22 protein-coding genes, 1 pseudogene and 1 other annotated feature are annotated in these 25,110 nt (G+C 39.7%); of the genes and pseudogenes, 12 read left to right on the top strand and 11 right to left on the bottom strand.

Annotated features, from left to right (window positions below; translation table 11 throughout):
- Window positions 1-148: 148 nt before the first annotated feature.
- Entirely contained in the window at window positions 149-580 is a 432-nt protein-coding gene (locus ACMX3D_RS12320; RefSeq protein ID WP_482751694.1) for a universal stress protein, read from the top strand.
- A gap of 19 nt (window positions 581-599) precedes the next feature.
- Window positions 600-1,187 (top strand): annotated as a pseudogene (locus ACMX3D_RS12315) (Uma2 family endonuclease).
- Between the two features lie 11 nt (window positions 1,188-1,198).
- Here ACMX3D_RS12315 and ACMX3D_RS12310 read toward each other — a convergent pair.
- Both ACMX3D_RS12310 and ACMX3D_RS12305 read right to left on the bottom strand, forming a co-directional pair.
- Entirely contained in the window at window positions 1,199-1,522 is a 324-nt protein-coding gene (locus ACMX3D_RS12310; RefSeq protein WP_482751693.1) for a hypothetical protein, read from the bottom strand.
- 165 nt (window positions 1,523-1,687) lie between these two features.
- A complete protein-coding gene (locus tag ACMX3D_RS12305; RefSeq protein WP_482751692.1) occupies window positions 1,688-2,074 on the bottom strand; it encodes a hypothetical protein in 387 nt (128 codons plus the stop codon).
- Between the two features lie 140 nt (window positions 2,075-2,214).
- Between ACMX3D_RS12305 and hslO the strand changes: the two genes are divergently transcribed.
- Together hslO and ACMX3D_RS12295 are read left to right on the top strand one after the other, a co-directional pair.
- Window positions 2,215-3,114 (top strand): Hsp33 family molecular chaperone HslO, encoded by a 900-nt coding sequence (gene hslO / locus ACMX3D_RS12300; RefSeq protein WP_482751691.1) that lies wholly within the window; start codon window positions 2,215-2,217, stop codon window positions 3,112-3,114.
- 161 nt (window positions 3,115-3,275) lie between these two features.
- A complete protein-coding gene (locus ACMX3D_RS12295) occupies window positions 3,276-5,336 on the top strand; it encodes a chromosome segregation ATPase (protein WP_482751690.1) in 2,061 nt (686 codons plus the stop codon).
- Window positions 5,337-5,459: 123 nt separating this feature from the next.
- Here ACMX3D_RS12295 and ACMX3D_RS12290 read toward each other — a convergent pair whose 3' ends face one another.
- From ACMX3D_RS12290 to ACMX3D_RS12280, 3 genes are all read right to left on the bottom strand, one after another.
- Window positions 5,460-6,335, bottom strand: a complete 876-nt coding sequence (locus tag ACMX3D_RS12290; RefSeq protein ID WP_482751689.1) for a hypothetical protein — start codon at window positions 6,333-6,335, stop codon at window positions 5,460-5,462.
- A gap of 518 nt (window positions 6,336-6,853) precedes the next feature.
- Window positions 6,854-7,333, bottom strand: a complete 480-nt coding sequence (locus ACMX3D_RS12285; RefSeq protein ID WP_482751688.1) for a DUF2267 domain-containing protein — start codon at window positions 7,331-7,333, stop codon at window positions 6,854-6,856.
- Between the two features lie 206 nt (window positions 7,334-7,539).
- Complete coding sequence (locus tag ACMX3D_RS12280; RefSeq protein WP_482751687.1) at window positions 7,540-8,952, bottom strand: sensor histidine kinase; 1,413 nt, start codon at window positions 8,950-8,952, stop codon at window positions 7,540-7,542.
- Window positions 8,953-9,423: 471 nt separating this feature from the next.
- On the opposite strand from ACMX3D_RS12280, the gene ACMX3D_RS12275 reads away from it, so the two are divergent.
- The 6 genes from ACMX3D_RS12275 to ACMX3D_RS12250 all read left to right on the top strand — a co-directional run bounded on the left by ACMX3D_RS12275 (window position 9,424) and on the right by ACMX3D_RS12250 (window position 18,778).
- Window positions 9,424-9,999, top strand: coding sequence for a hypothetical protein (locus ACMX3D_RS12275; RefSeq protein WP_482751686.1), 576 nt, complete (start codon window positions 9,424-9,426; stop codon window positions 9,997-9,999).
- A 302-nt stretch (window positions 10,000-10,301) separates the two neighbouring features.
- Window positions 10,302-10,814 carry a hypothetical protein gene (locus ACMX3D_RS12270; RefSeq protein ID WP_482751685.1) on the top strand — a complete coding sequence of 171 codons (513 nt, stop codon included), beginning with the start codon at window positions 10,302-10,304 and terminating at the stop codon, window positions 10,812-10,814.
- A gap of 45 nt (window positions 10,815-10,859) precedes the next feature.
- Window positions 10,860-11,804 (top strand): fimbrial biogenesis chaperone, encoded by a 945-nt coding sequence (locus tag ACMX3D_RS12265; protein WP_482751684.1) that lies wholly within the window; start codon window positions 10,860-10,862, stop codon window positions 11,802-11,804.
- A 109-nt stretch (window positions 11,805-11,913) separates the two neighbouring features.
- Entirely contained in the window at window positions 11,914-15,849 is a 3,936-nt protein-coding gene (locus tag ACMX3D_RS12260; protein ID WP_482751683.1) for a carboxypeptidase regulatory-like domain-containing protein, read from the top strand.
- A 143-nt stretch (window positions 15,850-15,992) separates the two neighbouring features.
- The gene (gene ppk1, locus ACMX3D_RS12255; RefSeq protein ID WP_482751682.1) at window positions 15,993-18,203 is read left to right on the top strand and encodes a polyphosphate kinase 1; all 2,211 of its coding nucleotides are present in this window, start codon (window positions 15,993-15,995) and stop codon (window positions 18,201-18,203) included.
- Between the two features lie 158 nt (window positions 18,204-18,361).
- Window positions 18,362-18,778, top strand: coding sequence for a response regulator (locus tag ACMX3D_RS12250; protein ID WP_482751681.1), 417 nt, complete (start codon window positions 18,362-18,364; stop codon window positions 18,776-18,778).
- Window positions 18,779-18,911: 133 nt separating this feature from the next.
- Here the strand turns inward: ACMX3D_RS12250 and ACMX3D_RS12245 are convergent, their stop codons facing one another.
- Window positions 18,912-19,094, bottom strand: a complete 183-nt coding sequence (locus ACMX3D_RS12245) for a hypothetical protein (protein WP_482751680.1) — start codon at window positions 19,092-19,094, stop codon at window positions 18,912-18,914.
- Window positions 19,095-19,277: 183 nt separating this feature from the next.
- Between ACMX3D_RS12245 and ACMX3D_RS12240 the strand changes: the two genes are divergently transcribed.
- Complete coding sequence (locus ACMX3D_RS12240) at window positions 19,278-19,823, top strand: DUF2854 domain-containing protein (protein ID WP_482751679.1); 546 nt, start codon at window positions 19,278-19,280, stop codon at window positions 19,821-19,823.
- A gap of 104 nt (window positions 19,824-19,927) precedes the next feature.
- Here ACMX3D_RS12240 and ACMX3D_RS12235 read toward each other — a convergent pair whose 3' ends face one another.
- The gene (locus ACMX3D_RS12235; protein WP_482751678.1) at window positions 19,928-20,188 is read right to left on the bottom strand and encodes a CRR7 family NDH-1 assembly protein; all 261 of its coding nucleotides are present in this window, start codon (window positions 20,186-20,188) and stop codon (window positions 19,928-19,930) included.
- A 937-nt stretch (window positions 20,189-21,125) separates the two neighbouring features.
- Between ACMX3D_RS12235 and ACMX3D_RS12230 the strand changes: the two genes are divergently transcribed.
- The gene (locus tag ACMX3D_RS12230; RefSeq protein ID WP_482751677.1) at window positions 21,126-22,148 is read left to right on the top strand and encodes a GGDEF domain-containing response regulator; all 1,023 of its coding nucleotides are present in this window, start codon (window positions 21,126-21,128) and stop codon (window positions 22,146-22,148) included.
- Window positions 22,149-22,434: 286 nt separating this feature from the next.
- Here the strand turns inward: ACMX3D_RS12230 and rplL are convergent, their stop codons facing one another.
- The 4 genes from rplL to rplK form a co-directional block, all read right to left on the bottom strand.
- The gene (gene rplL / locus ACMX3D_RS12225) at window positions 22,435-22,827 is read right to left on the bottom strand and encodes a 50S ribosomal protein L7/L12 (RefSeq protein ID WP_482751676.1); all 393 of its coding nucleotides are present in this window, start codon (window positions 22,825-22,827) and stop codon (window positions 22,435-22,437) included.
- Between the two features lie 172 nt (window positions 22,828-22,999).
- Window positions 23,000-23,539, bottom strand: coding sequence for a 50S ribosomal protein L10 (gene rplJ, locus ACMX3D_RS12220; RefSeq protein WP_482751675.1), 540 nt, complete (start codon window positions 23,537-23,539; stop codon window positions 23,000-23,002).
- A 62-nt stretch (window positions 23,540-23,601) separates the two neighbouring features.
- Window positions 23,602-23,767, bottom strand: a sequence feature (ribosomal protein L10 leader region).
- Between the two features lie 53 nt (window positions 23,768-23,820).
- Entirely contained in the window at window positions 23,821-24,537 is a 717-nt protein-coding gene (gene rplA / locus ACMX3D_RS12215; protein ID WP_482751674.1) for a 50S ribosomal protein L1, read from the bottom strand.
- 141 nt (window positions 24,538-24,678) lie between these two features.
- Window positions 24,679-25,104: a 50S ribosomal protein L11 gene (rplK, locus tag ACMX3D_RS12210; protein WP_482751673.1), complete on the bottom strand. Its 426-nt coding sequence runs from the start codon at window positions 25,102-25,104 to the stop codon at window positions 24,679-24,681.
- Window positions 25,105-25,110: the final 6 nt, after the last annotated feature.

Genomic DNA, 25,110 nt, shown 5'->3' with positions numbered 1-25,110 from the left:
TGTAGTGCGAAAAAGCGATTTGCGATCGCCCAGCATAAATAAAACACAATCAACTTCAGTTTCCATCAGCAAGATTATTGGTGTAAGCGCTAATAAATGTGGGTGATGTGTTGATTGTCAGGGGTCTACTTTTTAGGAGACGAGGACAGTGCTAAACAATATTTTGGTAGCTCTGGATGGTTCGGATATTGCAGAACGTGTAATTCAGGTTTTGGACGATTTGGTATTATCGCCAGAAACCAAAGTCGTTCTTTGTCATGTGTTTCCGACACCAGAATCAGAAATGGAACTACCCGCAGATCGTCCTCATCCAGAATCTCCAGGGTTGTCTTATTTCCAAATTGAAAAACAGCTGCAATCTTACCAAGAACAGTTATCTGTTAATAGTGAAGTAGAATTGGTGACTGGCGAACCAGCAGATGAGATTATTCGCCTAGCTAATATTTACAAGGCTGATTTGATTATTATTGGTAGTCGCGGGTTAACTGGGATGAAGCGAATTGTCCAGGGTTCTGTTAGTAGTCAAGTAGTAGAAGAAGCTGGTTGTTCCGTATTAGTTGTGAAGCCAAGTAAAAATTAACAATGGCAGCAAAAGAAGTATGACTATAACTACCCCAAAACTAACTTTTGCTGAGTATCTAAAATACAATGATGGCACTGATACTCGTTACGAATTAGGAAATGGAGAATTAATTCCCATGAGTTTGGGGAGTGGACAACATGGTGCAGTAGTGGGATTTCTCAATCAACGCTTTCAAGATGAAATTCTCAGACTAAATTTGGATTGGACTGCCAAACAAATGGTTGTTGGTGTTCGTTCTCCTCGTGGTGGCAAATGGGATACATCAAGAATTCCTGATGTAGTTGTAATTCCATTGTCTCAATGGCGAGAATTGAGACACCGAGAAGCCATTATTGAAATTAATGAACCACCTCCTTTGTTAGTAGTAGAAGTCGTCAGTGAATCAACCTAGACCACAGATTATCGAGCTAAGCGAGTTGAGTATAATGCTCTGAATATTCCAGAGTATTGGATTGTTGATCCATTAATCAACAAAGTGACTGTTTTCACCTTGATTGAAGAATTATATGAACCAGCAGAGTTTGTTGGTACACAAAGGATTTTATCTCCAACTTTTCCAGAATTAGAATTAACAGTTGAGCAAGTTTTATCTGTTGAAGATTAACAGTAAAATGTTTATTTGTATTTCACTTTAAGTTTATAGTTGGTTGTTCCTTTCTGACCCAAGGTTATATTAATACCGTCTATATTTTTTTCAATACCTTTTATGTCTAAACCTTGCACTACTTGACGATCTAATTCTATTTCCATTTCATCTACATTATTATCCTTACCAGCTTTGATAATAGTTTCTATATTTTTAGCATCATCATTTTCAAGATTACCAGGTTTAGAAAATATTTCGAGGATAGGAAAAAAAGCTGGAAAGAGTACCGAAAAGATATCTAGAGGTGACTTACTTTCAAGTTGTTTTGTCCGAGGATTATAATATAAAGTCATCAGCAAGTATAAAGTTGAACTACGTTAATTTATTGTCTTACGACCATAACATAGACTCTTTTTTTCGCCAATTATTTATATTGATTTTTGTTCCCTACTCTTTTAGTTTTGAAAGTACATAAGTTTAAGTCAGAAGTTGCGTTTGGTATTCGTCTTTGTCATTTTTTATTTGCTTTTCTGCGCTAAAAACTGACGTAAGCTCAACAAACTCAGAGTTTGACCTAAATTTAGGGGTAACATCGAAATTCCTTCCAAGCGCGACTGTACCCAACCTTCGCCCCAGTACCATTCATGAAAACCATCAATTCCGCCACTGAGTAGCAAGCGCAGGCAATTGGTTTGAACTACATCCACTTTATGATGGATCGAAACAGGCCCCGTCCAACTTGTAAACTGAAATCCTGGATAAATTTCTTCTGGCATTCCTGGAGTAAAACGTTGACCTAAGAGCCATTTTTCTAGTTGTGCAGGACGTAGCAAGCTATCACCAATTGCCTTGGCTGATGCTTCGATTTCTATCCGCAGTTGGCTTTGTTGAAAGTTACCTAGCATTTTTTAAAGATTCTATGAAACGCTCAATTGTATTTCTAGTATTGCAAATGCGATCGCCAATCATCATACCCTCACTTTAAATTGCAACTGAGAACTTAGAATAGAAAAAGTCAACTTGTTAAGAAATGTAAGGTTTTTTCATGGCGGATCAGTTAATTCGCGCTACAGCAGCCGAAGGTGGGATTCGTGCAGTGGGTGTCATCACTACACGCTTGACAGAAGAGGCTAGGCAGCGCCATCAACTTTCCTATGTGGCAACAGCAGCACTAGGACGGACTATGGCAGCAGGCTTATTAATGGCTTCTAGTATGAAGCGTGTTGGCTCAAGGATTAATGTTCGAGTCAAGGGCGATGGCCCTTTGGGTGGTATATTGGTAGATGCAGGCTTAGATGGCACAGTCCGGGGTTATGTAGGAAACCCTTCTGTGGAACTGCCTCCCAACGCTAAAGGTAAACTTGATGTCGGTGGTGCAGTAGGCGGTGGCTACCTTTACGTTGTTCGTGATATCGGTTATGGTTACCCTTACTCTAGTACGGTAGAACTCGTTTCTGGAGAAATTGGTGATGATGTAGCTCATTATCTAGTAAGCTCCGAACAAACACCTTCAGCTTTAGTGTTAGGAGTATTCGTGGGTGCAGATGGAGTAACTGCCTCTGGAGGGTTATTAGTGCAAGTTTTACCCAAAGCTGCTAGAGATGAAGCCTTAGTTGCAACCTTAGAGTCACGAGTGGCTGCTTTATCAGGATTTACGCCATTGTTGCAAGCAGGTAAGACACTACCAGAAATTTTTGGCGATCTTTTAGGAGATATGGGTTTGTCGATATTTTCCGAAACCCAGATGTTGCGCTTTCACTGCGGTTGCTCTTTTGATCGGATGCTGGGCGCACTTAAGATGTTAGGAGAAGCTGAATTACAAGACATGATTGTTAAAGATGATGGCGCTGAAGCTACTTGTGATTTTTGTGGCAGAGTGTATCAGGCAAGTAGTGATCACTTAGCTCAGTTAATTGTTGATTTACAAGCAGAATCTTCTATTTAAAAGGAAAGTATAAACTAACACTGAATTTGAAAAAGGTTAAAGGTATACCAGGAGAAAGTTCAGCTGAACAGTAGCTTTTTCACAATGAGAAAGTTACTATGGCAACAACTGAATTATTGACCTAGAACCAATCGCTATTTAATAAATTTTTGGTGTGAGAGATGACAGAGCGGGATATTCCAGAAGGTTGGTCTCCAGCCAGAGCCAGAGAGCCAGATCACACAAACCGAACACCAAACTTCGGTGAAACTCAAGCATTTGGCATCCCAGCTACTGGTTCTACCTCTAAGTCAGTGAAGCGACAAACAGAAAATAATTCGGAAGGATTACCAATAACAGATCAACACACCGCAGAAAGTAGTTCACCCAGCAAACGTTCTCGGCCATTGCCACGCTGGATGAAAAGTTGGGTGTTATGGTCAATATTGTTAGCGTTGATTCCTGGCAGTATAGGGTTTTTAGCAATGGCAATGCTGCTGAAGTTGCCAGCTGCTCCTAACTGTCCATCTATTTTTTGGCCTTTGGCTAGTGCTTCGGTGCGGTTGCACTGCGCTCAGTTAGCTGCTTCCAAACAGACAGTTAATGATTTATTACAAGCGATCGCACTAGTTAAACAGCTACCAGAAAATCACCCTCTGCGGGGAGAAATTGATCGGTTTGTCGAACAGTGGTCGCAGGATATTCTACAGTTAGCAGATCAAAGTTTTCAAGCCGGAAATTTAGAAGAAGCGATCGCCACAGCCCAAAAAATCCCTCAAGACCTGCCTGCATATAAGTTAGTAGATGAAAAAATTACCAAATGGGAATCTATTTGGTCTAAGGCAGAAGATATCTACAAAACAGTAGAAGAACAATTGCAACAAAGACGCTGGCAATCAGCCTCGATGTTGGCGGCAAAATTACTGCGTGTAGACAATAAATACTGGTCAAGTACTAAGTATGACCAACTCAGCCGCCTGATTGTATCAGTGCGAGAAGATGGTGATAAGTTAGACAAGGCTGACAGTTTAGCCAAAACCAAAGTAGTAGATAACTTATTAGAAGCGATCAAAATTGCAGAATCGATTGGCAAGGACAGCTATTTTTATGAAAAAGCGCAGGAGTCGATTCCCTTATTTGGACGTAAGATGCTGGAATTAGCACAGGCTAAGTTGGATGCACGGGATGCAGATGCAGCCTTAGATATTGCTAGACAAATTCCTGACAATACCAAATTACAAGCGGATATTGAAGACTTTATATCTTTAGCAGATGCCCAAAGGAGTGCTTGGCTAGGTACAGTTTCTAGTTTAGAGACAGCGATCGCTCAAGCACAAGAAATTGATCCTTCCCGACCAAAATATAACCAAGCACAACAGTTAATTGCCCGTTGGCAATTGGAAATTGAAGATGTTGCCCGCCTCGAAAAAGCACGGACACTCGCCAGCCAAGGTACAATTAACGATTTAGCAGCTGCAATTATTGAAGCCCAGCAGATTCCTTCTAACAATCCTCGTGGTTCAGAAGCTAGGCAAGAAGTAGGCCGTTGGCAAGCTCAAGTGGAGACAATTGAAGACCGTCCCTACTTAGAACGTGCTGAACAAATAGCCTTACTAGAGGATATCAACTCCTTGCAAGCTGCGATCGCTGAAGCCAGTCAAATCCGTAGGGGTCGGGCATTATATCCCGAAGCACGCAAAAGAATTAACACTTGGACAGCGAAAATCCAACGCATCCAAGACCAGCCATACTTAGATCAAGCACGAGATTTAGCTCAAACAGGAGATTTGGCTGCTGCTATTAACACAGCACAGACAATTGCATCTTCCGGAAGAGCGCTTTCTGGTGAAGCCCAAGCGGCTATTGATGATTGGCGAGAGCAAATTCGTGCCAAAGATAACTGGAAAAAGGCACGAGAAGTCGCAGTTGTCGGTACACCCGATGCATTGGTTGAGGCAATTCGTTTAGCTGATAAAGTACCAAGCAGAAATATCCTCCGCTTGGATGCAAATGTTGCTATTGACCAATGGAGTCAACAGTTGCTTGATATTGCACGCGCTCAGAGTAATTCTAATCTCAGCAGAGCAATTGAAATTGCTCAATTGATTCCCAGAGGCACAACTGCATATAACACAGCCCAAGACCAAATTAGAAATTGGCAGCAATTGTTGAATCCTCAACCGCTGCCTCAGCCTGAACCTCTGTTACCTCAGTCATCAACTACAGATGGTACTAATTTGTAATATGAGGGAGTAGAGAGTAGGGAGTGGAAGAATACTAGATATGCGAATTTTTACATACTTATCTAGCATCACAAAAATTTCTTTCCTTATTCCCCATTCACCACTCCCTACTTTCTCATTAGACTAATTCAAGTACACTGAACCGTTTTGTTGAATCCTCATAGCCTTAGTGTCTTGAGCTAAGTCGGTAGTTTCATCTAAAGTTACTTCTAACATTCCTGGTTGCTCTGTAGAAGCTTGGGGTGTAACTGACAGGAGTCCACCATCTTCTCGTTGGAATGTAACTGTAACTGGAGCGCTAACATCTTGCAACATGACATTTGCCTTACCTTCTAGCGATCGCGGTTCTGTATCACCGATAATTTGGTAAGTGATTTTAGCTCCAGTATCATTGATCAACTTCACATTAACTTTACCATTGGCAAGAGCGATCGTTGCACTTGGTGCTTGTCGTTGTGATGGTAGTGGTGGTTGAATTACGTTAGGAGTAGTAGATGTAGGTGTGGTTGCCTGTGGAGTAACAGGAACAACCTGAGTTGAAGTTTCTCGTTGTGGTTGCTGCCCTTGAGAAAATGCGTTAGGTGGGCATCCCTGTGGCACAAGATTTCGACTGTTGAAAGGTTCTTCGTAGAAAATTCGAGGACAAGGGTTTACTTTAGCTGTACCAACTTGAGGGGTTTCACCACCCATACCATATCCTGTTTGGGATGGTGACGGTGTAGCAGCACGAGCAGCAGGAAGCAGACCTTCATTAGCTAGTTTTTGAGTTATAGCATTAGGTGGACATCCTTGGGGTACTATAACTCTGCTATTATGTGGTTCTTCATAAAAAATACTAGGGCAAGGGTTGACCTTGGAAGTTGTCTGCTGTGGTGTTACAGAAGTAGGCTGTTGAGCTACTGCTGTTTGAGAAATAGTAGGCACACTAATTAATAAACCTCCGCAAACAGCACCGAATATTTCAGTAAATTTGCGCAATTTTTGAGAACTCATATTCATTCTTCACTCCTGAGCGATATTGAGTATTAATAGACTTGAAACTTTAGAGATTAGTAAATTCACTTAATACGAATTCAACAGATTGAGCATTAATAATTTCCCAAAAACTTTTCTTTGTACGACTCTTGTCTTGTTGAAAGTGTATTTGAGAAGAAAAATTTAGACGAAATTTATTGATTAAAAAGAGTTTTATCTAGATTTGCTTGACAAACTTTAATGCAATAATTTAAATTTACTATTCCGAATAAAGTTGTGTATCTAACTAGAGTGTTGAAAATTTTAAAATATAACTATTTCTAGAGTAAGACAGCCAGCAGTATAAATTTCATAAAAATTATTTTTGATATTAAATATTAGTAAGTATTTACTAATCCTATATTTAGGAATTGATTGGAAAATAAATTATTTAAAATCTAACTAATTTCAATTATAAGATTATTTAAATTATATTTGGGTTATGAATTGTATTTTAATGGCAATTCATAACCCAAAAGTTTTAGGCAGATAAATTTACGAATCTAAGCTTCTTCCCAAAGTTGGCGAACTTTATCTGGTAACCAACTAGCAATTTCCTCAATTCTTTCTGAAGATAATTCATCTTTAGTAGCAGAAAAAACAGCTTTCACCACCTGTTCACGGTCTACATTTGGTGGCATAGTACCTTCATTAGCTACTCGAAATAAAAAGCGATCGCTATCAATTTTAAAAATGCCAGGGCCTTGCCAAGGTGGACGTACACGGCTCAAAAAGCTGACAATAGGATTTGTATCATGCCACAATTCGGCAATTTCCATTTGCAGAGATTTATCATCAGTTTCTTCGGCTGGTTTGTGCAGTTCTGCTTCAACTCGGTCAGCTGCTTCTGTAGTCATCAGGTCACGCATAACCCGAAATACTACTTCTGTAATATCTCTAGCATCATAAAGGTCTGCTAAACCACTTTGTTGTTTTACCTTTTCTAAAAAAGGTAGATTTTTTTCTGCAATAGGAGTTTGCATCTAATCTCCTCCAATAACTTATTGATTAGCTGCATTTAAGCAAAATAAATCAGCAGTTTATCTGGCTACTCTAGGGAATTAAAAGAGTCAACAATAAACTGTTAGCGCTTCAATTTATGAATTAAAAATGCCAGCTTTGCTATATAAGTTAGTAAGTAACGCCAAATCTATTCATCTGTCACAGGAAACAAAAAAATAAAAAAAATTTAAGACTCTAGAGTTATGGGTAGAGTGACAATGAAAGTTGTTCCTTTGCCAATGGTACTTTCAACTTGGATTTGACCTTGATGATTTTCCACAATAGCTTGAGCGATCGCCAGTCCTAAGCCTGAACCTGTAGCACTGTCTGTAGCTGTATTTCCACTTTTTTTATGAGTCCGTGCAGGATCTACCCGATAAAAGCGGTCAAACAAACGTGGTAATGCTTCTGAGGGAATACCAACACCAGTATCACTGACTTTAATTTGTAACTGAGCAGTACTGACACGCATCCTTGATACCCGACTCATTCCTTCTTGGCGTGTCAACTCTACATTTACTTTTCCACCCGCTGGAGTGTACTGCAAAGCATTACTAATTAAGTTTGTCAATAGCCTTACTAGCTGATCCCAATGACCTACTAATGTGAACCAATTTTCTAGCAGTTCTGGACTAGTTTCAATAGCAGGGGGGTCAACTAGGTTTAAATTCAAAGTAATGCCTTTTTCACTTGCTAAAAGTTGCTGTTCTTCGACAACTTCCATCAGCAACGCATCTAAAGGACAAGGTGAGAACGTATCTTTACTGATACCACTATCTTGACGTGCCAAAAACAGTAAGTCATTAACCAACTTACCCAAGCGTTGCGTCAGTCTTTCTACTACCTTTAACTGCTGGCGATAGTTGGCGGAAGTACTAACTTCTGCTTCCACTAACTCCAATTCACTTAAAGCGACTTGCACATTAGTTTGAATTAAAGTAATGGGACTTCTCAATTCATGAGAAGCATCAGCTGTGAATTGCTTCAGTCTTTGATAAGAATCGCCTACTGGTTCCATTGCTTTACCCGAAAGAAACCAGCCACTTGCAGCTACCGACAGTAACATTAACCAAATCCCCAGTGCTAAATCCAAAATTAGCTGACGGCTGGGTTTAGTAACTTCAAACCAAGGATGACTTACACGCAGATATCCTAATACTTGTCGTCCAAATTCTACGCGCTGAGTTACTTGACGCAACGATAGTTCTGAGTCTCCCCACTGGTCTTGTTTAGGTACTCGTACTGTTTCGCCAGTATGATTACCGTGAATGGGGATATTGAGAGGTTCTGATAAAGTTGACCAAAGTAATTTCCCTGTAGGACTGAACCATTCTAAATCGATGTGGTCATCGTCTACATTATTGGCATTGTTGCGAAAACTGGCTTCTACATTAATGCGGAGTTTGTCAGTTTCATCATTTACTGGTTCGATGACAAGCGATCGCTCTACAATTTCCACGACATGATTCAGCGTATCGTCAATCCGCTCCACCAACGTACTACGGACATATAAATACACACCACTAGCAAACAGTAACAGCAACACCGCAGTTACGGCAGTATACCAAATAGCAAGACGACGGCGAGTAGCTTGAAACATACTTGCAACCCAGAGCTACTTACGTAGATTTATTGATAAAGAAAGCTATTAGCTCAGAATACAGTAAACAAATAGAATATCGCAGCAGAATAATTTTCCTAGCTACTAAGTTAGAACAGTATGATATTGAATTCACTCGAAATTCATCAATATAGCCCGTTAATTAATTAAAAACTTATTATTTCCCATTTATTTTAATTAGTTCTTTACCCTATTTATCAAGTCATACCACTGTAATACTAATAGTAATTATACTGTAATTGAAATTATTTTGAATTAATTTATAGCAATTTACTTAGTTAAATTTTAGGATGATATTTTATTGATGAATTAGGGAAGTACATAGTAGTTGTACTAATCCAAATATGTATAAACTTCATAGATTTTGGTGATTTTTCTGAGGTGACATTTTTGATACAAGGATAGATTGATTGTGTAATCTTTTCGTCAAGAATGATTTACATAGCCCCCATGAAAAAGAATTTTTTTGCAGCTGTATTAGCTCTAGGTACTGCCACTCTAGCAAGTGCTTTATTATCTGCTCCTGCTAAAGCTCAAGTTTCAACTACTGTACCAATTACTGTTTCAATTCCAGACATCGTATATCTGGAAACCTATAGTAGTTTGACTTTCACACCATCACTAACAGATTTGTCATCTGGAACTCCTGGAACACCAATACAAACCGAAGCTGGAACAAACGACTTAACTTCCAGTACTATTGCTTCCCCTCTTAACGGTGGTGCTAGTATCACTTTCGGTACAACGAAAACACTCACAGGAGTTGTTGTCTATAAAACTTGGGGTCTAGGCGGGCCTACTGGAAATATTAGCCACGGGGCAGCATACACTGGTAACTTGACAAAAAATACATCTACCATTGGGCTGACTGTTACTCCTAATACACCTACTAGCAGTGCTGCTCCCGGTCTAGATTACAATAATGCCATTCTAGGAGCATTAGACTTTACATTTGACTTTACTAACGTCAAAGAATCAGGAGACCACACAGGTGGAACTTTGACAATTACAGCTACAGCTCAATAAGTAAAGTTGATCTTCTTTATTTCCAGAGAGCTTAAGTGGCAGTTACAACTGACTCAGAGCAAGGTAATTTTGCTAGGTTAAACGTTCTGTGGTGCATCTTTAATTTTGCACATTTTTGATAAATGTATGCCACAGTCTTTAGATCAACTCGACCTGCTTTAGCGGGCTAAGTTATTTGGGCTGCATTGGCAGCCTTTACCCTTTTTACAGACTTTTCAGTTACAAAGTGAAATATTTCTGTTGCTCTGTCTCTTATCAATTGCCACATTAATCTTTTGTGATATTGCCCCGTGAGGAATTCAATGAAACGGCAATTTTATATTGGCATAGCAGCATCTATCTTTTGTTTATCTCAACTCAGCAATATTGACATAGCACAAGCACAATTAGACTGTCAAAGCGTTGCCGATGGCTGTCTCAAAATCAATACTGATGCGCTCCAAATACCTGTAGTAGTTAGCGATATTGATTCTCAAAATACTGTCCAAAAAGTAGCAGAGGGTAGCGGACTAACAGGGGCATCATTCACTCCTGCAAATAAACAAATTATCCGCACCATTAATAACTTATGGCAGCTAGAAGTAGCAAGCGGTACTGAGAATAATTTCACAGCTAATTATCAATGTAATAATCAGAGTTCAGCAATTCAATTAAGCATTGAACCTATTCCAATTACTCCTGTTGGCCCAAGCTCATCGAATCCAGATAAAGTTGTTATCCAAGGTGGAGCAAAATTCAAGATTGATTTGAACAATACTCAAGCTTCTGGTAACTATTCTTGCGACTTACATATAGATGTAATAGAACAACTGTGAAAAAGTAATTTGCTTGATATTGAATAAATAGTGGTGTGCGGAATTATGAAGAAATTGTGTGTGGGTGTTTTAGCAGCAATTGGTTTAGCAACTTTATATTGTCAACCAATAGCAGCAATATCAATCGGCGTTAGCCCTCCCAGATTTGAGCTAAATATTGGGCAAAAAAAACAAGTCACTCAATCCTTTAAAGTCCTAAATAATGGTAAAAAACCAGCTACTTTTAAAATTTACACTCAAGGCTGGACATTAAATGAAAAAAATGAAGTTCAACCTGTAGCACCAACTGAGCAATCTTTAGACCAATGGATTCTCGTTAATCCCGTTCAGTTTACCCTTCCTCCCGGTAAAGCTCAAACAGTCCGGTTTGCAATTCGTCCCCGCGTTCAACCACAACCCGGAGAACATCGTGCTTTTATCTATGTGGAAGAACTACCGGGGCCAGACGAAAATAATGACCCTAAAGCAACTGCAAATGTCAAAGTTCTTGGGCGTTTTGGCGTTGCTGTTTACGGCTATGTTGGTGATGTCAAAAGAGTTGGTGTACTCAATTCCATCACCGTAGACAATAAAACCGCCCCCATAAAAGCAGCTTTCGATGTTTCCAGTCAAGGTAATGCCTATGTCAGGATGAAAGGTCAATATGCAGTTTGGCCAGCCAACAAATATCCTGGGGCAAGTGTTACTAAAGCAATGGCAGACTTAGGACAAAAGAAAATCAGTCTACCAAACGGTGTATTAGATGCAGGTTCTTTACCTTCAAGCCCTGTACTGCCAGATACTCGTCGTCAAGTGATACTTAAAATTGCTAAAAAATTACCACCTGGCCAATACGTGCTAGATATCAATGGTGATTTAAACGGTACGCCAATTGATAAAGGTATTCCCTTTACAGTCACATCTGCAACCAATACAGCCAGCACAGTAAAACCTTCTAGCAATAGCCTTCCTAGTTCTCTGCGTCGTCTTGTAACGCCTCGCAACCCATAGGGTTTTTTAGTCCTCAATCTCCTTTTAAGTTACTTATTTTGTCTGTCTTTGCGATTTCCTTGCAGCCTACACCCTTTTTAGGCTGTCTTACCAGCATTCGTATTCAAATATGATCTACCAACCCTCCCCTCCTTTATCACCAACAGAAGTCACCACCTTACCTGCAAAAGAGATTCCTACCGTAGCGTTGGATAAAACTAGTACTAAACCAGCCTACAGAAAAGCACGACATACGGTAGCTACTCCTATTCCTCCAGAAACTACACCAGTGGCGGAGTTTTCTACTGAGGAAAATTCTGATAAAGCGGGAGTTTTACAAAATACGACAGATACAGCACTGTCCCAAGTTCTGACGGCTAATACTTCGCAAACATCAGAAGAATCTGCTGATTCGTTGACCGAAGAAATGGTCAAATGTATATCAACAACACCACCAGCAGAAGTTGTTACTACTGACGAAACTACAAAAAAGCCAGAAGAATTTCCTGATTTATTGACTAAACAACTAGTTAAATGTCAAAAAATCAAAGCACCTGTCAAAGTCGCCAGCACTGACAAAGCCACAACAGACAACTCAGTAGCGTTGCTAACCGAACAACCGCCTCAACCGTCGGTTCAACGTACTATAGTTAAAGCACGCACCAAAGTTGCCACCACCAACAACGCTACAACCACAACAGACAATTCAGTGGCGTTGCTAACCGAACAACCGCCTCAGCCTTCGGTTCAACGTACCAAAGTTAAAGCACCTACCAAAGTTTCTACAAGTGATAATTCCAAATCACAGGAAGACTCAGTAGCTTTCAAAAAACCATCTCAACCACAAGTTCAAAATAAAGAAGTTGCCATTCCTGCTGAAATCACTGGTGAAACTACCAAAACTTCCGAAGATTTAGCAGCTTTTTTAATTAAACAGACACCTCAGCCACAAGTTCAACAAACAACACCCACAGCATCTGCCACAGTTGCTACTAATACTCATACTGCCAAACCACCAGAAGATTTAGCAGCTTTTTTAAATAAACAACATTCACAAGTTCAAAACGCAACAGCCACAGCACTTTTTGAAAGTACAGCTACTAGAGATACTTTCCAAACTTCAGAAGATTTAGCAGTCTTTTCCACTACACAAACAGTACAGTCGCAATTCCCCAGTGTAACGAGTGCCACATTCGGCGAGGCTATTGCAACTGGTAAATTTTCTACAAATTCGGATGATTTAGCCAGCTTCTTAACCAAACAACCGCCTCATTCAACAGTTCAAAGCAAAGTTGCTAATCTACCTACTGAAGTTACTGCTACTAATCAAGCGTCTCAGACATCAACAGATTTAGCATCTTTTTTAACAAAACAACCACCTCATCCACAAGTTACGCAGAAAACCGCAACGAACGCAACCACTACACCCAATTCATCAACAGAATCAACCCGAAAACCTGCACAAACTCCTCAAGTACAACCAAAAAAAGAGGATGTGAATGTAAGCACAAATATATTAAATGCTGACGACGCTTCAAGAATCACTTTTACTCAAACAGCAAGTTCCAACTTAGAAAATTTATTACTTGGGGTAATTCTCAATAGACGAGAAGTTGGTAGCTTAGACGTTGTACGTCAAGGAACTTCTTTGTTGTTGCCGTTAGAGGACTTTGCCAAACTTGCTGGCTTTACTGTTGCAATAAAAGAAAATATTACTCAACTCAATACGCCTCTTGGAGTCATTGATCTGGCTGAAGATGAAATTCAAAATATTAAAGGTATTACTTATATTAGTGATGCCATAGTCAGAGAAAAATTATCTTCACGAGTTGAATTTAACTCTTTAGATTTAGCTTTAATAGTTGACTTACCTTGGAGTAGAGATGGCAGAAATACTGTAGCTCAGTCATTTAACTTACAGCCAGAGGTATTTGCTCCTATCAATGGATTTTCTAATTTCCGGCAAGAATTAAATCTTGTTAGTAATTCTGGAGATGTCAGCTTACAAAGTTCTACGCTCTTAGGTGGTAGGTTAGCAGGTGGTTTATGGCGTGTACGTCTCAATAATAATTTTGAGAATACGCCTGATCTTACAGAATATTTTTACTATAAACGGAACAATCGATTTCTTTATCAATTAGGTAGGCAACAAGTTGGTTTACATCCTCTGTTAAACGGACTGAATTTAACAGGGGCGCAAATTGGATACACTAATTTACCTTCAGAAAATTTTAGCATCAATAACAGTGCTAATGAAATTTTGCCCAGACGTTCTAGACCTATTCAAACATTTGAAGGTGTAGCACCTCCTGCAAGTTTTGTACAACTGAGAGTTGCTGGGATTGTAATAGCACAACAACAAGTAGGATTTGATGGCAGATATGAATTTGTTGATGTTAATTTACCTGTTGGTCAGAATAATCAAATCGAACTATTAATTTACGATCGCAATAATCTCAGTGTCCCTATAGAAATTCGCTCTGTTAGAGTCAATGCTTCTGATTTGTTATTACCAGCCGGAGGTAATGTTCAATTAGCTGGTTTAGGGTTCAATGGTAACTTAGCCCAAAATGCTTTGTTAGGTAATGTTAGCTTTGATGGATCTGATCAACCAGTTGGTTTTTATCAATTACGTCAAGGTCTTTCAGATAATTTAACTGTAGAAGCTTCGTTACAAGCTGTTCCAAATGCGTTGCAAAGTCAGGCTGGTTTCACTTGGCGCGTTGCAAATCCGGTAGTTCTATCTGCTAGTGTAGGTAACTCTTTTGATAAATTTGCCTACAATACAGATTTAGATATCCGATTGGGCAGTTTGGATATTAGCGCTAATTCTCAGCTTGTCCCAGCAGGATATAGAAATGGAACGAAATCTGGTGAATTTATAAACCACAGTGCAGAACTGAGTTACCGGTTCAATAATAATTTTCAATTAGGTTTTCTAGCTCGTAGTCGTAAAAGTGATAGTGATTCTGCTGACTATATTTCACCTACTTTTTCTTTCAGACCTTTTTCAAGTTTGTACCTAAGCGGTAGACCTGATATTGACGGACTGTATTTATTTAATGCTTTTTATCAGGTAAATCGTGTTTCTCGATTATCTTTTAATACTTTTGGTGATAGATACAGAACTGACTTTAGCTATGATTTTACTCGGAATTATCAGCTATCTTTAGGTAGTGATTTTGGTGGTGATTTTGCTACTCGCTACACAGCAACTATTAGTCATAATCCTTACAGTCTCAGCCAGTTAAGTTGGAGACTGGGGGTAGCTTATAGTGACGGAGAAATAGGGCCGATTGCTGGTGCTAGTATGCAGGTACTTCCTGGTTTATTTGCCAGAGTTGAATATCAAGGTATTCCTATTAGAAGCAACAGAAGTACTTTTGGGGTATTTGGCGACGATCGCCTGACTGTATCATTAGTATCAGATTTGTCTTTTGCTGGTGGTAGAGCAGTCCCCAGTAATTTTACCTCTCTAGGTAAAGACAGAGGCGCGATCGCCGGACGTATTACTGTCTCAGGCGAAAACCAAGGTTATGACTTAAAAGGTGCTAGTGTACGGGTCATCAATAACCACAACAAAGCAGTTGGCGGTGCAACAACTGACTCTAGTGGCAACTTCTTTGTTGGTGGTTTACCAGAAGGTGTTTATCGAGTCGAAGTTGATCCAGAACAATTACCTGTAGAACTTACTTTACCGAAAACAAGTCGGGTTGCCCAAGTGGGTATGGCAGGTGTAACCAATTTAGATTTTGCTGCCAGATTAGAATACGGTTTAGCTGGTAGAATTACCGATGTTGCAGGTCAACCCATGCCAGATGTGCGAGTAGAACTGGTAAATATTGCAGGTACAGAAGTTTTATCAGCTATGACTGACGAATTTGGTCTGTATCGTGTAGATGGCGTTCCTGTTGGCAAGTATACATTACGCGTTCCACCTCAAGATGCGATCGCAAGTAGTGATACTCTCCCCAAACGCGAAGTAACGATTCGCAACGAGTTTGTCTACGACCAAAATCTGCAATTACCAATTTCTACAGCAGCCAAAGAAATTAAGGAAAAGTAAAGTTTTCTTCGATAAAGCAAGAATACTTGATCAAAGCAAACTGACTTTTGTAAAAAAGCGACTTCTCGTCAATAACCGATTTCCACTACTATGTTTATTGTTCTTCAGTCGTGTGGGCTACTTCTGGCTACCCGCAGATCGTCATGCCGAAATCTAAAAAGAGCGCTAATCCCATCAATCTGAGCGATCCACAATATTATCTCAACCGAGAGTTAAGCTGGTTGGAATTTAATAATCGAGTACTGCACGAAGCCTGCGATTCACGCACACCACTGTTAGAAAGGCTGAAGTTTTTAGCAATCTTCAGTTCCAATTTAGATGAATTCTTTATGGTGCGGATTGCCGCTTTGAAGCAACAGGTGGAAGCTAAAGTTACTCAGTTAACTCCCGATGGTCGTACCCCACAACAACAGCTAGACGATATTCGTTTGAATCTTAGCCCGCAAGTAGTCAAACAGCATCAACATTTTGAAGAAGTCTTGCGTCCACTACTAGCGAAGCATGGTATTCATCTGCTGGATTACATTAATTTAAACCAGAAACAGCGGACTTATTTAGATAATTATTTTGAAGAACAAATATTTCCGGTTTTGACTCCTTTGGCTGTTGACCCTAGCCATCCTTTCCCCTACATTTCCAATCTCAGCTTAAATTTGGCAGTTGTAGTCAAAAACCCTGATACAGAAGAAGAATTTTTTGCCAGAGTTAAAGTTCCTAGCGTTTTACCGCGATTTTTGCCTTTACCACCAGAGTTAGGCATTCAAGAAAATGGACAACCAGCCAACTGGACAGGTGTACCTTTAGAACAGGCGATCGCGCATAATTTACATGCGCTATTTCCGGGTATGAATATTCAGGAATATCATCCCTTTCGTATTACTCGTGATGCTGACTTAGCACTGGAAGAAGATGAAGCAGATGATTTGCTGTTAGCTATTGAACAGGAACTGCGCAAACGCCGCATCGGTGGTAGCCCCGTCAGAATAGAAATTCAATCCCAAACTCCAGAACCAATCCGTACCAGGTTATTACAAGATTTAGATTTAACAGACAGCGATGTTTATGAAGTAGATGGTTTATTGGGTCTACGAGACTTGATGTATTTTATGGCATTACCATTGCCCGAACTCAAAGATCCTCCTCGTCAGTCTGTTGTTCCTCCTCGTCTGCAACGGTTGCGAGAACCCAGTATAGATGCAGATGTTATGGAGATGGAAGAAGGCAAAGACTTTTTTGCTGTGATTCGAGAAAAAGATTTATTTGTACACCATCCCTATCAATCTTTCTCAGCAACGGTGGTGCGGTTTATCACCCATGCAGCCCATGACCCGAATGTACTAGCTATCAAGATGACCCTTTACCGGACTTCCGGTGATTCGCCGATAGTTAACGCCTTAATTGCAGCAGCTGAAAACGGCAAGCAAGTATCAGTATTAGTAGAATTAAAAGCCCGGTTTGATGAAGAAAATAATATTTACTGGGCAAGGCGTTTAGAAAGAGTGGGAGTTCACGTTGTCTATGGATTAGTTGGCTTAAAAACTCATTGCAAAACCGTCATGGTAGTGCGACGGGAAAAAGATAGAATGCGTCGCTATGTACATATCGGTACTGGCAATTACAATCCAAAAACTGCACGACTATATACCGATTTAGGATTGTTTAGTTGTCGTGAAGAATTAGGCGCTGATATTACAGATTTGTTTAATTTTTTAACTGGTTATTCGCGGCAAAAATCCTATCGAGAATTGTTGGTTGCGCCTGTGAATATGCGCGATCGCTTTTTATCTTTAATTCAGCGTGAAATTGAAAATGTGAAGAATGGGTTCTCTGGAAGGATTGTTGCCAAAATGAACTCTCTTGTTGACCCACAAACCATAGCCACGTTGTACGAAGCTTCCCGCGCTGGTGTGCAAATCGACCTCATTATTAGGGGGATTTGCTGCTTACGTCCAGGACTAAAAGACATCAGTGAAAATATTCGCGTAATCAGCATAGTTGGTCGCTTTTTAGAACACTCTCGTATCTATTATTTCTACAATAATGGCCAAGAAGAAATCTATATTGGTAGTGCTGACTGGATGCGCCGCAACCTAGATCGACGAGTGGAAGTCATTACCCCAATTAAAGATCAAGATATTGCTAAAGATTTGCAAGAAATCCTAGGAATTATGCTGGCAGATAACCGCCAAGCTTGGGAATTGCAAGCTGATGGTACTTATATACAACGCCATCCTGGAGATGATTGCCCAGAAGCTAATTCACAAATAACTCTTATGAATATGGCACTGCGTTCTACAGGTTTAACTTCCAATTTGCTTGATTCACAGAAGAGTATTTCTTACGCTGATAACTAGTAAAAATTTGATTTTTTTAGCAAACTTTAATTTTTCTACATTTGCTCTATATGAATGGGTTGAAAAAAAAGCATTTATTCAACCATAAGATAGAGTAATTCTTGGTACTTGCTCTCATAAACTATAAACATTGTTGTCACTAATTTTTATTCCCTTGAATGTTAATGCTCTCCTGTGAGTCTTCTGCGTTACGCGTTCTCGTAGTTGATGACCACGAACTGACTCGTTTAACCCTGCAATTAGCTTTTTCTTGTCAAGAGAATATTCAAGTTGTTGGGTTAGCTAGTAACGGTCAAGAAGCTATAGAAATGGTTCAACGCTACCAGCCTGATGTGATTGTTTTAGATTTACAGATGCCAATCATGGATGGTTGGAGTGCTTCTAGTCAAATAAAAGCCATCTCTCCCCATACCCAGATACTTGCTTACTCTTCGGTAGAAGATGCTAATTCTCCACGCGCAACGGGAATGGCCAACTTTGATGATTTTTGTAAAAAAGATGTACCTACAACTGAGCTGATCGCTTTAGTCAAACAATTAGGATACCGAAGAGGAGATAGTAAAATTGCCAGTTAAATGTAGCAAAATGAATAGCTGATGGGCTTAGGCTTAGCTCAGTTCTGGATGGAGAGTTGGTAACGTTCTGTTATTGAGAAGCGTCGGTATAACTCTGAGTTAAAAGAGATACCGACGCAATTTTTAGTGCAGCTTAATTATTTCCCGTTTCTGGGATAGTTCGTCTATATTCATCAATTAAGTCATCTAGTTCTTCTAAAGCCTGATTGACATCGACTCTTAAAGTTCCCAAGTTGGGCTGTTCTAAAAGGCTCAAAAGGTAGTCACGTTTGCTTTGAACTGCGGTGATTCGTTCTTTTATAGTTTGTAAATCCATTGTTAATCTGCAAATTGTTAACTATAGTCCTCCAGTTTAAAGTTAACGCAAAAATGAGTAAAGCTTGATCAGCCAGCCAAAAGTTGTCAAGAATAAACAAACTAAGTTTTTGGGGTTCCCTAATCTGTTACACATAGCCGATGATAATAAAACTAATGTGTTAATAAATATTATCTTCAGCTCATGTTACGCCAAATATCTTTGGGAACTCTAGGTTTAACCGTTGGTAGCATATTAACCCTTGTCGGCTTTATAGCTTATGCTGCTAATAATGCCACACTAAATCTTGTCGGTTTTTTTTATGGTTTTCCTCTACTCTTGGGAGGACTAGCACTCAAAGCCAACGAACTTAAACCAATACCCTTCAGTCAACCTACAACACCTTCAGTATTGTCTCTACGAGAGCAGCAAGCAACTATAACTCAAAATAAAATCCGCAAAGATATTACTCGGTACTGCTACGGTCAAGATTCTCACTTAGATGGCGCACTATCTTACTTAGGTCTTAGTCCATCCGATGAAGAAAGACCAACTGTTACAGGTTTACGAGAAGAGGATGCTAATGGTGCTTACGCTTTAATTTTAGAATTTGATTCTCCTTTCGTAGCAATTAGTGTTTGGCAAGAAAAACAAGAAAAAATGACCAGCTATTTTGGCCCTGGAGTAGAAATTAAAATTACTCAGCCAGCCGAAGATAAAATTGAGTTAGCGTTAGTTACTAGTCAATAGTCAATGGTCAATAGTCAATGGTCAAATGAAGTATAAGACAATCCGGTTCAGTGAAAAAATTGCTATTAAATCTTGGCTTTGGACTATTGACTATTGACCAAAAATCACTTTTCTAATCGCACTGCATACCACTGTAAATATTTTCCAGTTCCAACATCCAATTCGCAACTAGTATCGATGAGATATTGGACTTTAGCCTCCACAGAATCAATATTTTGTAAATCTGGTGGTAAATCCTGATGATTGATTGTTTGTATAACTGTTTTCAGCTTTTCAAATAATTCTGCTGCTGTCAGAAATTGTTCTGGCTGATTAGTTTCTAAGACAACGAAGTTATCTTGTTGATACATTAAAGAGTCTGGCATAGGTATACTTTAGTTAACTTAAATTTCTTTTTTTAATATACTTAAGAATTATTGTTAAATAAATATTTTGATTTAAAGAATTACGGTTTCTGAATTATGCCTTTATATATTCGAGGTCAGAAATTATAATTTTTTGAAAGGTTCAGCTATATTTTGTAGCATAGATAAGTTGTTCAGCCTGAAATCAGAAATCTTACTTAACTCTCAAGTGAGTTAGCCTCTGAACGATAAAGTTTATTATATAACTTGATATTAACCTCATGTAATTTATGTAATTACACCTCAATTTACATAGGTAAAGTTTTGCCATAGCTATAAATAAAAGACAACTTAGTGATGTTCAGATTGAGGTTGAGCTATTTTCTCAGCAATATTTAGTAATTGCTGAGCATCTACTCTGTAGGTATCTAAAGTAACTTAAGAACTTGATAAACATAGTGTAGATTTGAAGTTTTGCTCAAAATAGTAATTAAACTTTATTACCAGGGAAATATAAACATAAGGCTTCCTCACCTAGCTAGAGCTAGATAACTAAAAATTGCTTTTGTCTTTTCAGTAAATTGTCTATGAAACCTAATTGTCTAAACTTTTCTTTGCTGAAGCTAATTCAATATTCTTTTGTTTCAAAACAATTGATTGTGCAGTCAGATAGCTTAGTAATAAAATTACCAGCCTGGCTAGAACTGTTGTGCGATCGCAGCCTCAGTTGTCAGTCACATAGATTATTTAATCAGAAATTGCTGCTAACATGCACTTACTCAACAGCCACACCATTACTCTACCCACAACTCATACTGCGGTCATGAATTTTGAGCCAGTTGCCTTCCAGTAAGATTTACTGTCACAAAATCTTGCTTATTGGCAGTTTATTTATGTTATTCAGGTTTTCTTAAGTTAATTCCTCACCGATACTTTCATTTTCTGTGGAACGCAATTCATGTCAGGCATAAGCCCATTTTCTCTTCCTAAACAACCTCCAGTAATTCTGGTGGCTGATGATGATAAGACCATCCGCGTGCTGTTGCGTGAAGCTATGGAACAAGAAGGCTATCGAGTTGTTGAGGTTGCAGATGGTAAGCAGTGTTTAGACGCTTATGAGACTGTCAAACCAGACATAGTATTGCTAGATGCAATCATGCCTGTAATGGATGGCTTTACTTGTTGTAAGCACTTGCTCCAAATCGCTAGAAATAATCTCATGTCAGCATTGGCAAATTTTGATACTGACTCTGCCACAGGAAACACTGTCATCTCCAAATTATGGGAACGCACACCAATATTAATGATTACCAGTTTGGATGATGCGGAGTCTGTAGATCGTGCCTTTGAAGCAGGAGCATCTGATTATGTTACCAAGCCAATTCATTGGGCGGTTTTGCGCCAGCGTTTACGTCGTCTGCTACAGCAAGCTCAAGTATATAAGCAGTTAGAAGCCGCAAATCTAGCTTTACAGCAACTTGCTAATGTTGATGGATTAACAGGTCTTGCTAATCGTCGTCGTTTTGATGAATATCTCAATACACAGTGGATTAATCTAGCACAAGAGGAATCTCCTTTGTCATTAATTTTATGTGATATTGATTATTTCAAATTTTATAACGATCAATATGGTCACCCGGCTGGAGATGTTTGTTTGCAAAAGGTCGGTGCGGTTTTAAGTAAAAATGCACAAAAACATCATGATTTAGTGGCACGTTACGGAGGTGAAGAATTTGCTGTAATTATGCCAAATACCCATGCATCTGGTGCATTTCATGTAGCTACAGCCATGCAAACTGGTGTCAAAAATTTACAAATTGTTCATGACGCTTCTATTGTGAATGAATATGTCACGTTAAGCATAGGCGTAGCTACCCTGATTCCTACATGGGAATCTTCCCCTTCAGATTTGATTGTGGCGGCAGACAAAGCACTTTACACAGCAAAGGCCCAAGGGCGTAATCGGATTATTCTCAAGTAAGATATATAGGGGACAGGTAACAGGTAACAGAGTTAAAAGTCTTTTGCTATCGTTTATATTTCCTGATATTCTAATTGCCGGCGTTGCATAAATGCGGGATGAATTGTCTCACGCAGAGGCGCGGAGGTGCAGAGAGAATAAGGAGTTGAATATTTGAGTACCTGAGATTTCATCCCCTAATTCAGCAACGCCTAATTGCCTTGGCTATTGTTCTAAAAATATGATTTACATTAAAAAAAGAAGCCTTGATAGGCTTCTTAATTAAAAACTAGTATTGGAACTGTAACTACTTAACGGTAACTTTACCGCCAGCTTCTTCAATCCGCTTCTTAGCATCTTCAGCTGCATCTTTAGCAATACCTTCTTTAATTGGCTTAGGTGCAGCTTCTACTAAGTCTTTAGCTTCTTTCAGACCTAGACCAGTCAATTCACGTACAATCTTCAGTACGGCAATCTTCTTGTCGGCAGGTACAGCTTCTAGAATTACGTCAAACTCAGTTTTTTCTTCTACTGGTTCAGCAGCAGCTGCAGCACCAGGAGCAGCCATCATCATCATTCCACCAGCAGGTGCAGCAGCACTTACGCCAAAAGCTTCTTCAATTTGCTTAACTAATTCAGCAGCTTCTAGCAAGGTCAAGTTTTTCAATTGGTCTAAAATTTGATCGGTTGTAGCAGACATTGATGTAACTCCGTAATGTTTTATTAGTTATTCATTATTTGTCATTCGTCATTTGTCATTAGCACTGACTACTGACTCTTGACTAAAGAAGTCTAAAGAATGAAAAACTCAGTAAATAAACCACTTTTTTTTATTTGGTTTATTTCACACTTCATACTTCATACTTCATACTTTATTCAGCCGTGCTTCCTTGCTCTTTCTCAGCCACAGCCTGCAAAGCACGAGCCAAGCCACCAGGAACTTCGTTGATACCCACAGCAATTTTGGTAGCCAAAGCATTGATAGCTCCAGCAATTTGACCCATGAGTTGTTCTTTGGATGGCAAGTCACCTAGAGCTTTGACATCTGCTTCTCTCAGCAAGCGGCCTTCCATGACACCGCCACGCATTTCTGTTTTCTTGGTGGCTTTTTGGAAGTCTTGGTAAGCCTTAATTGCTGAGGAGAAATCTTCTTTGACTAACAAAAAGGCGGAAGAACCTTTCAGCAACTCAGACATTGGTTGCCATTTTTCGTCCTCTTGAATGGCAATACCCATTAAGGTATTTTTTGTTACCTTACAAGTAGTACCAGTCGGACGCAGCCGCCGCCGTAAATCTGTGATTTCGGCAACTGTTAGCCCTTGGTATTCAATTACAAGTGCTAAAGTTGACTCACTCAAAGATTGTTTGAGGTCAGCTACTATTTCTTGTTTGTTTTCTAACGTTCTACCCATCTTGTTTCACCTCCAAGGGCAAAATCAGCTATTTTCCTGCTTGTGTGTTCTAGTTCTGAATAACCAAAAACAATAAACCCCAGTTTCTTTAACCGGGGTTCGCAGCAAAACTCTTGACGCTGTAGCGCCTACACCTTGTGGGTAGTACTTCAGGCAATGAGAGTTTTTACCTCGGCAGGATATTAAGCTATTCGCACCTGCTGTCTCCGGTTTGAACTATTTAGTTTTAGGGGAGTCGTGAGTAGGCTTTTCTCTTTCCTGCTCCCTATTCCCATTTATGATTAAGCAGCTTCGGTCAGTTTTAAATCCCGTAGAGCGGTGATATCAACTTTGATCGAAGGCCCCATAGTAGCAGATACATAGAAGCTTCGCCAATAGCGGCCTTTTGCTCCTGAAGGACGGTTACGGTCAATTGTTTCTTGCAACGCCTTCAAGTTTACTAACAAATCTTCTGGGGAGAAAGCTGCCTTACCAAACATAACATGAACAATACCAGTACGGTCAGCCCGGAATTCTAATTTACCTGCTTTAAATTCTGCGATCGCACTTGCAATGTCGAATGTTACTGTACCACCTTTTGGTGATGGCATCAAACCACGAGGCCCTAGTAATTTACCTAGTTTCGCTACCTGTGGCATGACATCTGGTGTCGCAATCAGTTTGTCGAAATCCATCATACCTTTTTGGATTTCGTCAATCAGTTCTTCGGAACCAGCGATATCCGCACCAGCGTTGGTTGCTTCTGTTACTTTTTCACCTCTGGCGATAACTGCTACCCGGACAATTTGTCCTGTACCTTTGGGCAGCGCTACCGTTGTCCGCAACTGTTGGTCTGTATACTTGGGGTCAATTCCCAATCGGATGTGTGCTTCAGCGGCTTCGGAGAATTTAGCTGTTGCTGTTTCTTTGAGTAATGTTAAAGCGTCTAGGGGTGCGTATTCCCTATCCTCTATTTTTGCTTGCAGTTCTCGCAAGCGACGCGATACTTTTTTTGTCATTTTTCTCTCCTGGGGTCAATGGCGAAGCTTAACTTCTCCCCCGATAGTTTTTTAAGTGCTGAGTGCCGAGTGCTGAGTGCTGAGTGCGAAGTCATAATATTTTCCTTCTGCCTCTTGCCTCCTGCCTCCTGCCTTCTTTTACTATTCAGTAATGGTTACACCCATATTTTTAGCGGTTCCTGCCACGATGTTCATTGCCGCTTCGATGTCGTTGGCATTGAGATCGGGTAATTTAGTTTGGGCAATTTCTCTCAATTGCGCCTTAGTAATGGAACCCACTTTCTTTTTGTTGGGTTCGTTGGAACCTCTTTCGATTTTCGCTGCTTTGCGAATCAACACTGATGCTGGTGGGGTTTTGAGTACAAATGTAAAACTCCGGTCTTCATAAACCGAGATTTCTACAGGGATAACCATACCAGCTTGATCTGCTGTTTTGGCGTTGTACTCTTTGCAGAACATCATGATGTTAACACCATGCTGACCCAATGCAGGGCCAACTGGTGGTGCTGGGTTGGCTTTTCCAGCGTTCAGGGCCAGTTTAATGACCGCTACTACTTTTTTCGCCATTGGTAT

The organism is Anabaena sp. TISTR 8404 (assembly GCF_056847745.1).
Note: the sequence above shows the minus strand (reverse complement) of the source record. Positions and strands in the feature narration are given on the sequence as shown.

Excerpts from the sequence above, each read along its gene's own strand:
- ACMX3D_RS12305 (WP_482751692.1), bottom strand. The coding sequence starts at position 2,074 with ATGCTAGGTAACTTTCAACAAAGCCAACTGCGGATAGAAATCGAAGCA.
- ACMX3D_RS12310 (WP_482751693.1), bottom strand. The coding sequence starts at position 1,522 with ATGACTTTATATTATAATCCTCGGACAAAACAACTTGAAAGTAAGTCA.
- rplJ (WP_482751675.1), bottom strand. The coding sequence starts at position 23,539 with ATGGGTAGAACGTTAGAAAACAAACAAGAAATAGTAGCTGACCTCAAA.
- ACMX3D_RS12250 (WP_482751681.1), top strand. The coding sequence starts at position 18,362 with ATGTTAATGCTCTCCTGTGAGTCTTCTGCGTTACGCGTTCTCGTAGTT.
- hslO (WP_482751691.1), top strand. The coding sequence starts at position 2,215 with ATGGCGGATCAGTTAATTCGCGCTACAGCAGCCGAAGGTGGGATTCGT.
- ACMX3D_RS12290 (WP_482751689.1), bottom strand. The coding sequence starts at position 6,335 with ATGAATATGAGTTCTCAAAAATTGCGCAAATTTACTGAAATATTCGGT.
- rplK (WP_482751673.1), bottom strand. The coding sequence starts at position 25,104 with ATGGCGAAAAAAGTAGTAGCGGTCATTAAACTGGCCCTGAACGCTGGA.
- ACMX3D_RS12240 (WP_482751679.1), top strand. The coding sequence starts at position 19,278 with ATGTTACGCCAAATATCTTTGGGAACTCTAGGTTTAACCGTTGGTAGC.
- rplA (WP_482751674.1), bottom strand. The coding sequence starts at position 24,537 with ATGACAAAAAAAGTATCGCGTCGCTTGCGAGAACTGCAAGCAAAAATA.
- ACMX3D_RS12275 (WP_482751686.1), top strand. The coding sequence starts at position 9,424 with ATGAAAAAGAATTTTTTTGCAGCTGTATTAGCTCTAGGTACTGCCACT.
- ACMX3D_RS12295 (WP_482751690.1), top strand. The coding sequence starts at position 3,276 with ATGACAGAGCGGGATATTCCAGAAGGTTGGTCTCCAGCCAGAGCCAGA.
- ACMX3D_RS12265 (WP_482751684.1), top strand. The coding sequence starts at position 10,860 with ATGAAGAAATTGTGTGTGGGTGTTTTAGCAGCAATTGGTTTAGCAACT.
- ACMX3D_RS12285 (WP_482751688.1), bottom strand. The coding sequence starts at position 7,333 with ATGCAAACTCCTATTGCAGAAAAAAATCTACCTTTTTTAGAAAAGGTA.
- ppk1 (WP_482751682.1), top strand. The coding sequence starts at position 15,993 with ATGCCGAAATCTAAAAAGAGCGCTAATCCCATCAATCTGAGCGATCCA.
- ACMX3D_RS12245 (WP_482751680.1), bottom strand. The coding sequence starts at position 19,094 with ATGGATTTACAAACTATAAAAGAACGAATCACCGCAGTTCAAAGCAAA.
- rplL (WP_482751676.1), bottom strand. The coding sequence starts at position 22,827 with ATGTCTGCTACAACCGATCAAATTTTAGACCAATTGAAAAACTTGACC.
- ACMX3D_RS12270 (WP_482751685.1), top strand. The coding sequence starts at position 10,302 with ATGAAACGGCAATTTTATATTGGCATAGCAGCATCTATCTTTTGTTTA.
- ACMX3D_RS12235 (WP_482751678.1), bottom strand. The coding sequence starts at position 20,188 with ATGCCAGACTCTTTAATGTATCAACAAGATAACTTCGTTGTCTTAGAA.
- ACMX3D_RS12280 (WP_482751687.1), bottom strand. The coding sequence starts at position 8,952 with ATGTTTCAAGCTACTCGCCGTCGTCTTGCTATTTGGTATACTGCCGTA.
- ACMX3D_RS12230 (WP_482751677.1), top strand. The coding sequence starts at position 21,126 with ATGTCAGGCATAAGCCCATTTTCTCTTCCTAAACAACCTCCAGTAATT.
- ACMX3D_RS12260 (WP_482751683.1), top strand. The coding sequence starts at position 11,914 with ATGATCTACCAACCCTCCCCTCCTTTATCACCAACAGAAGTCACCACC.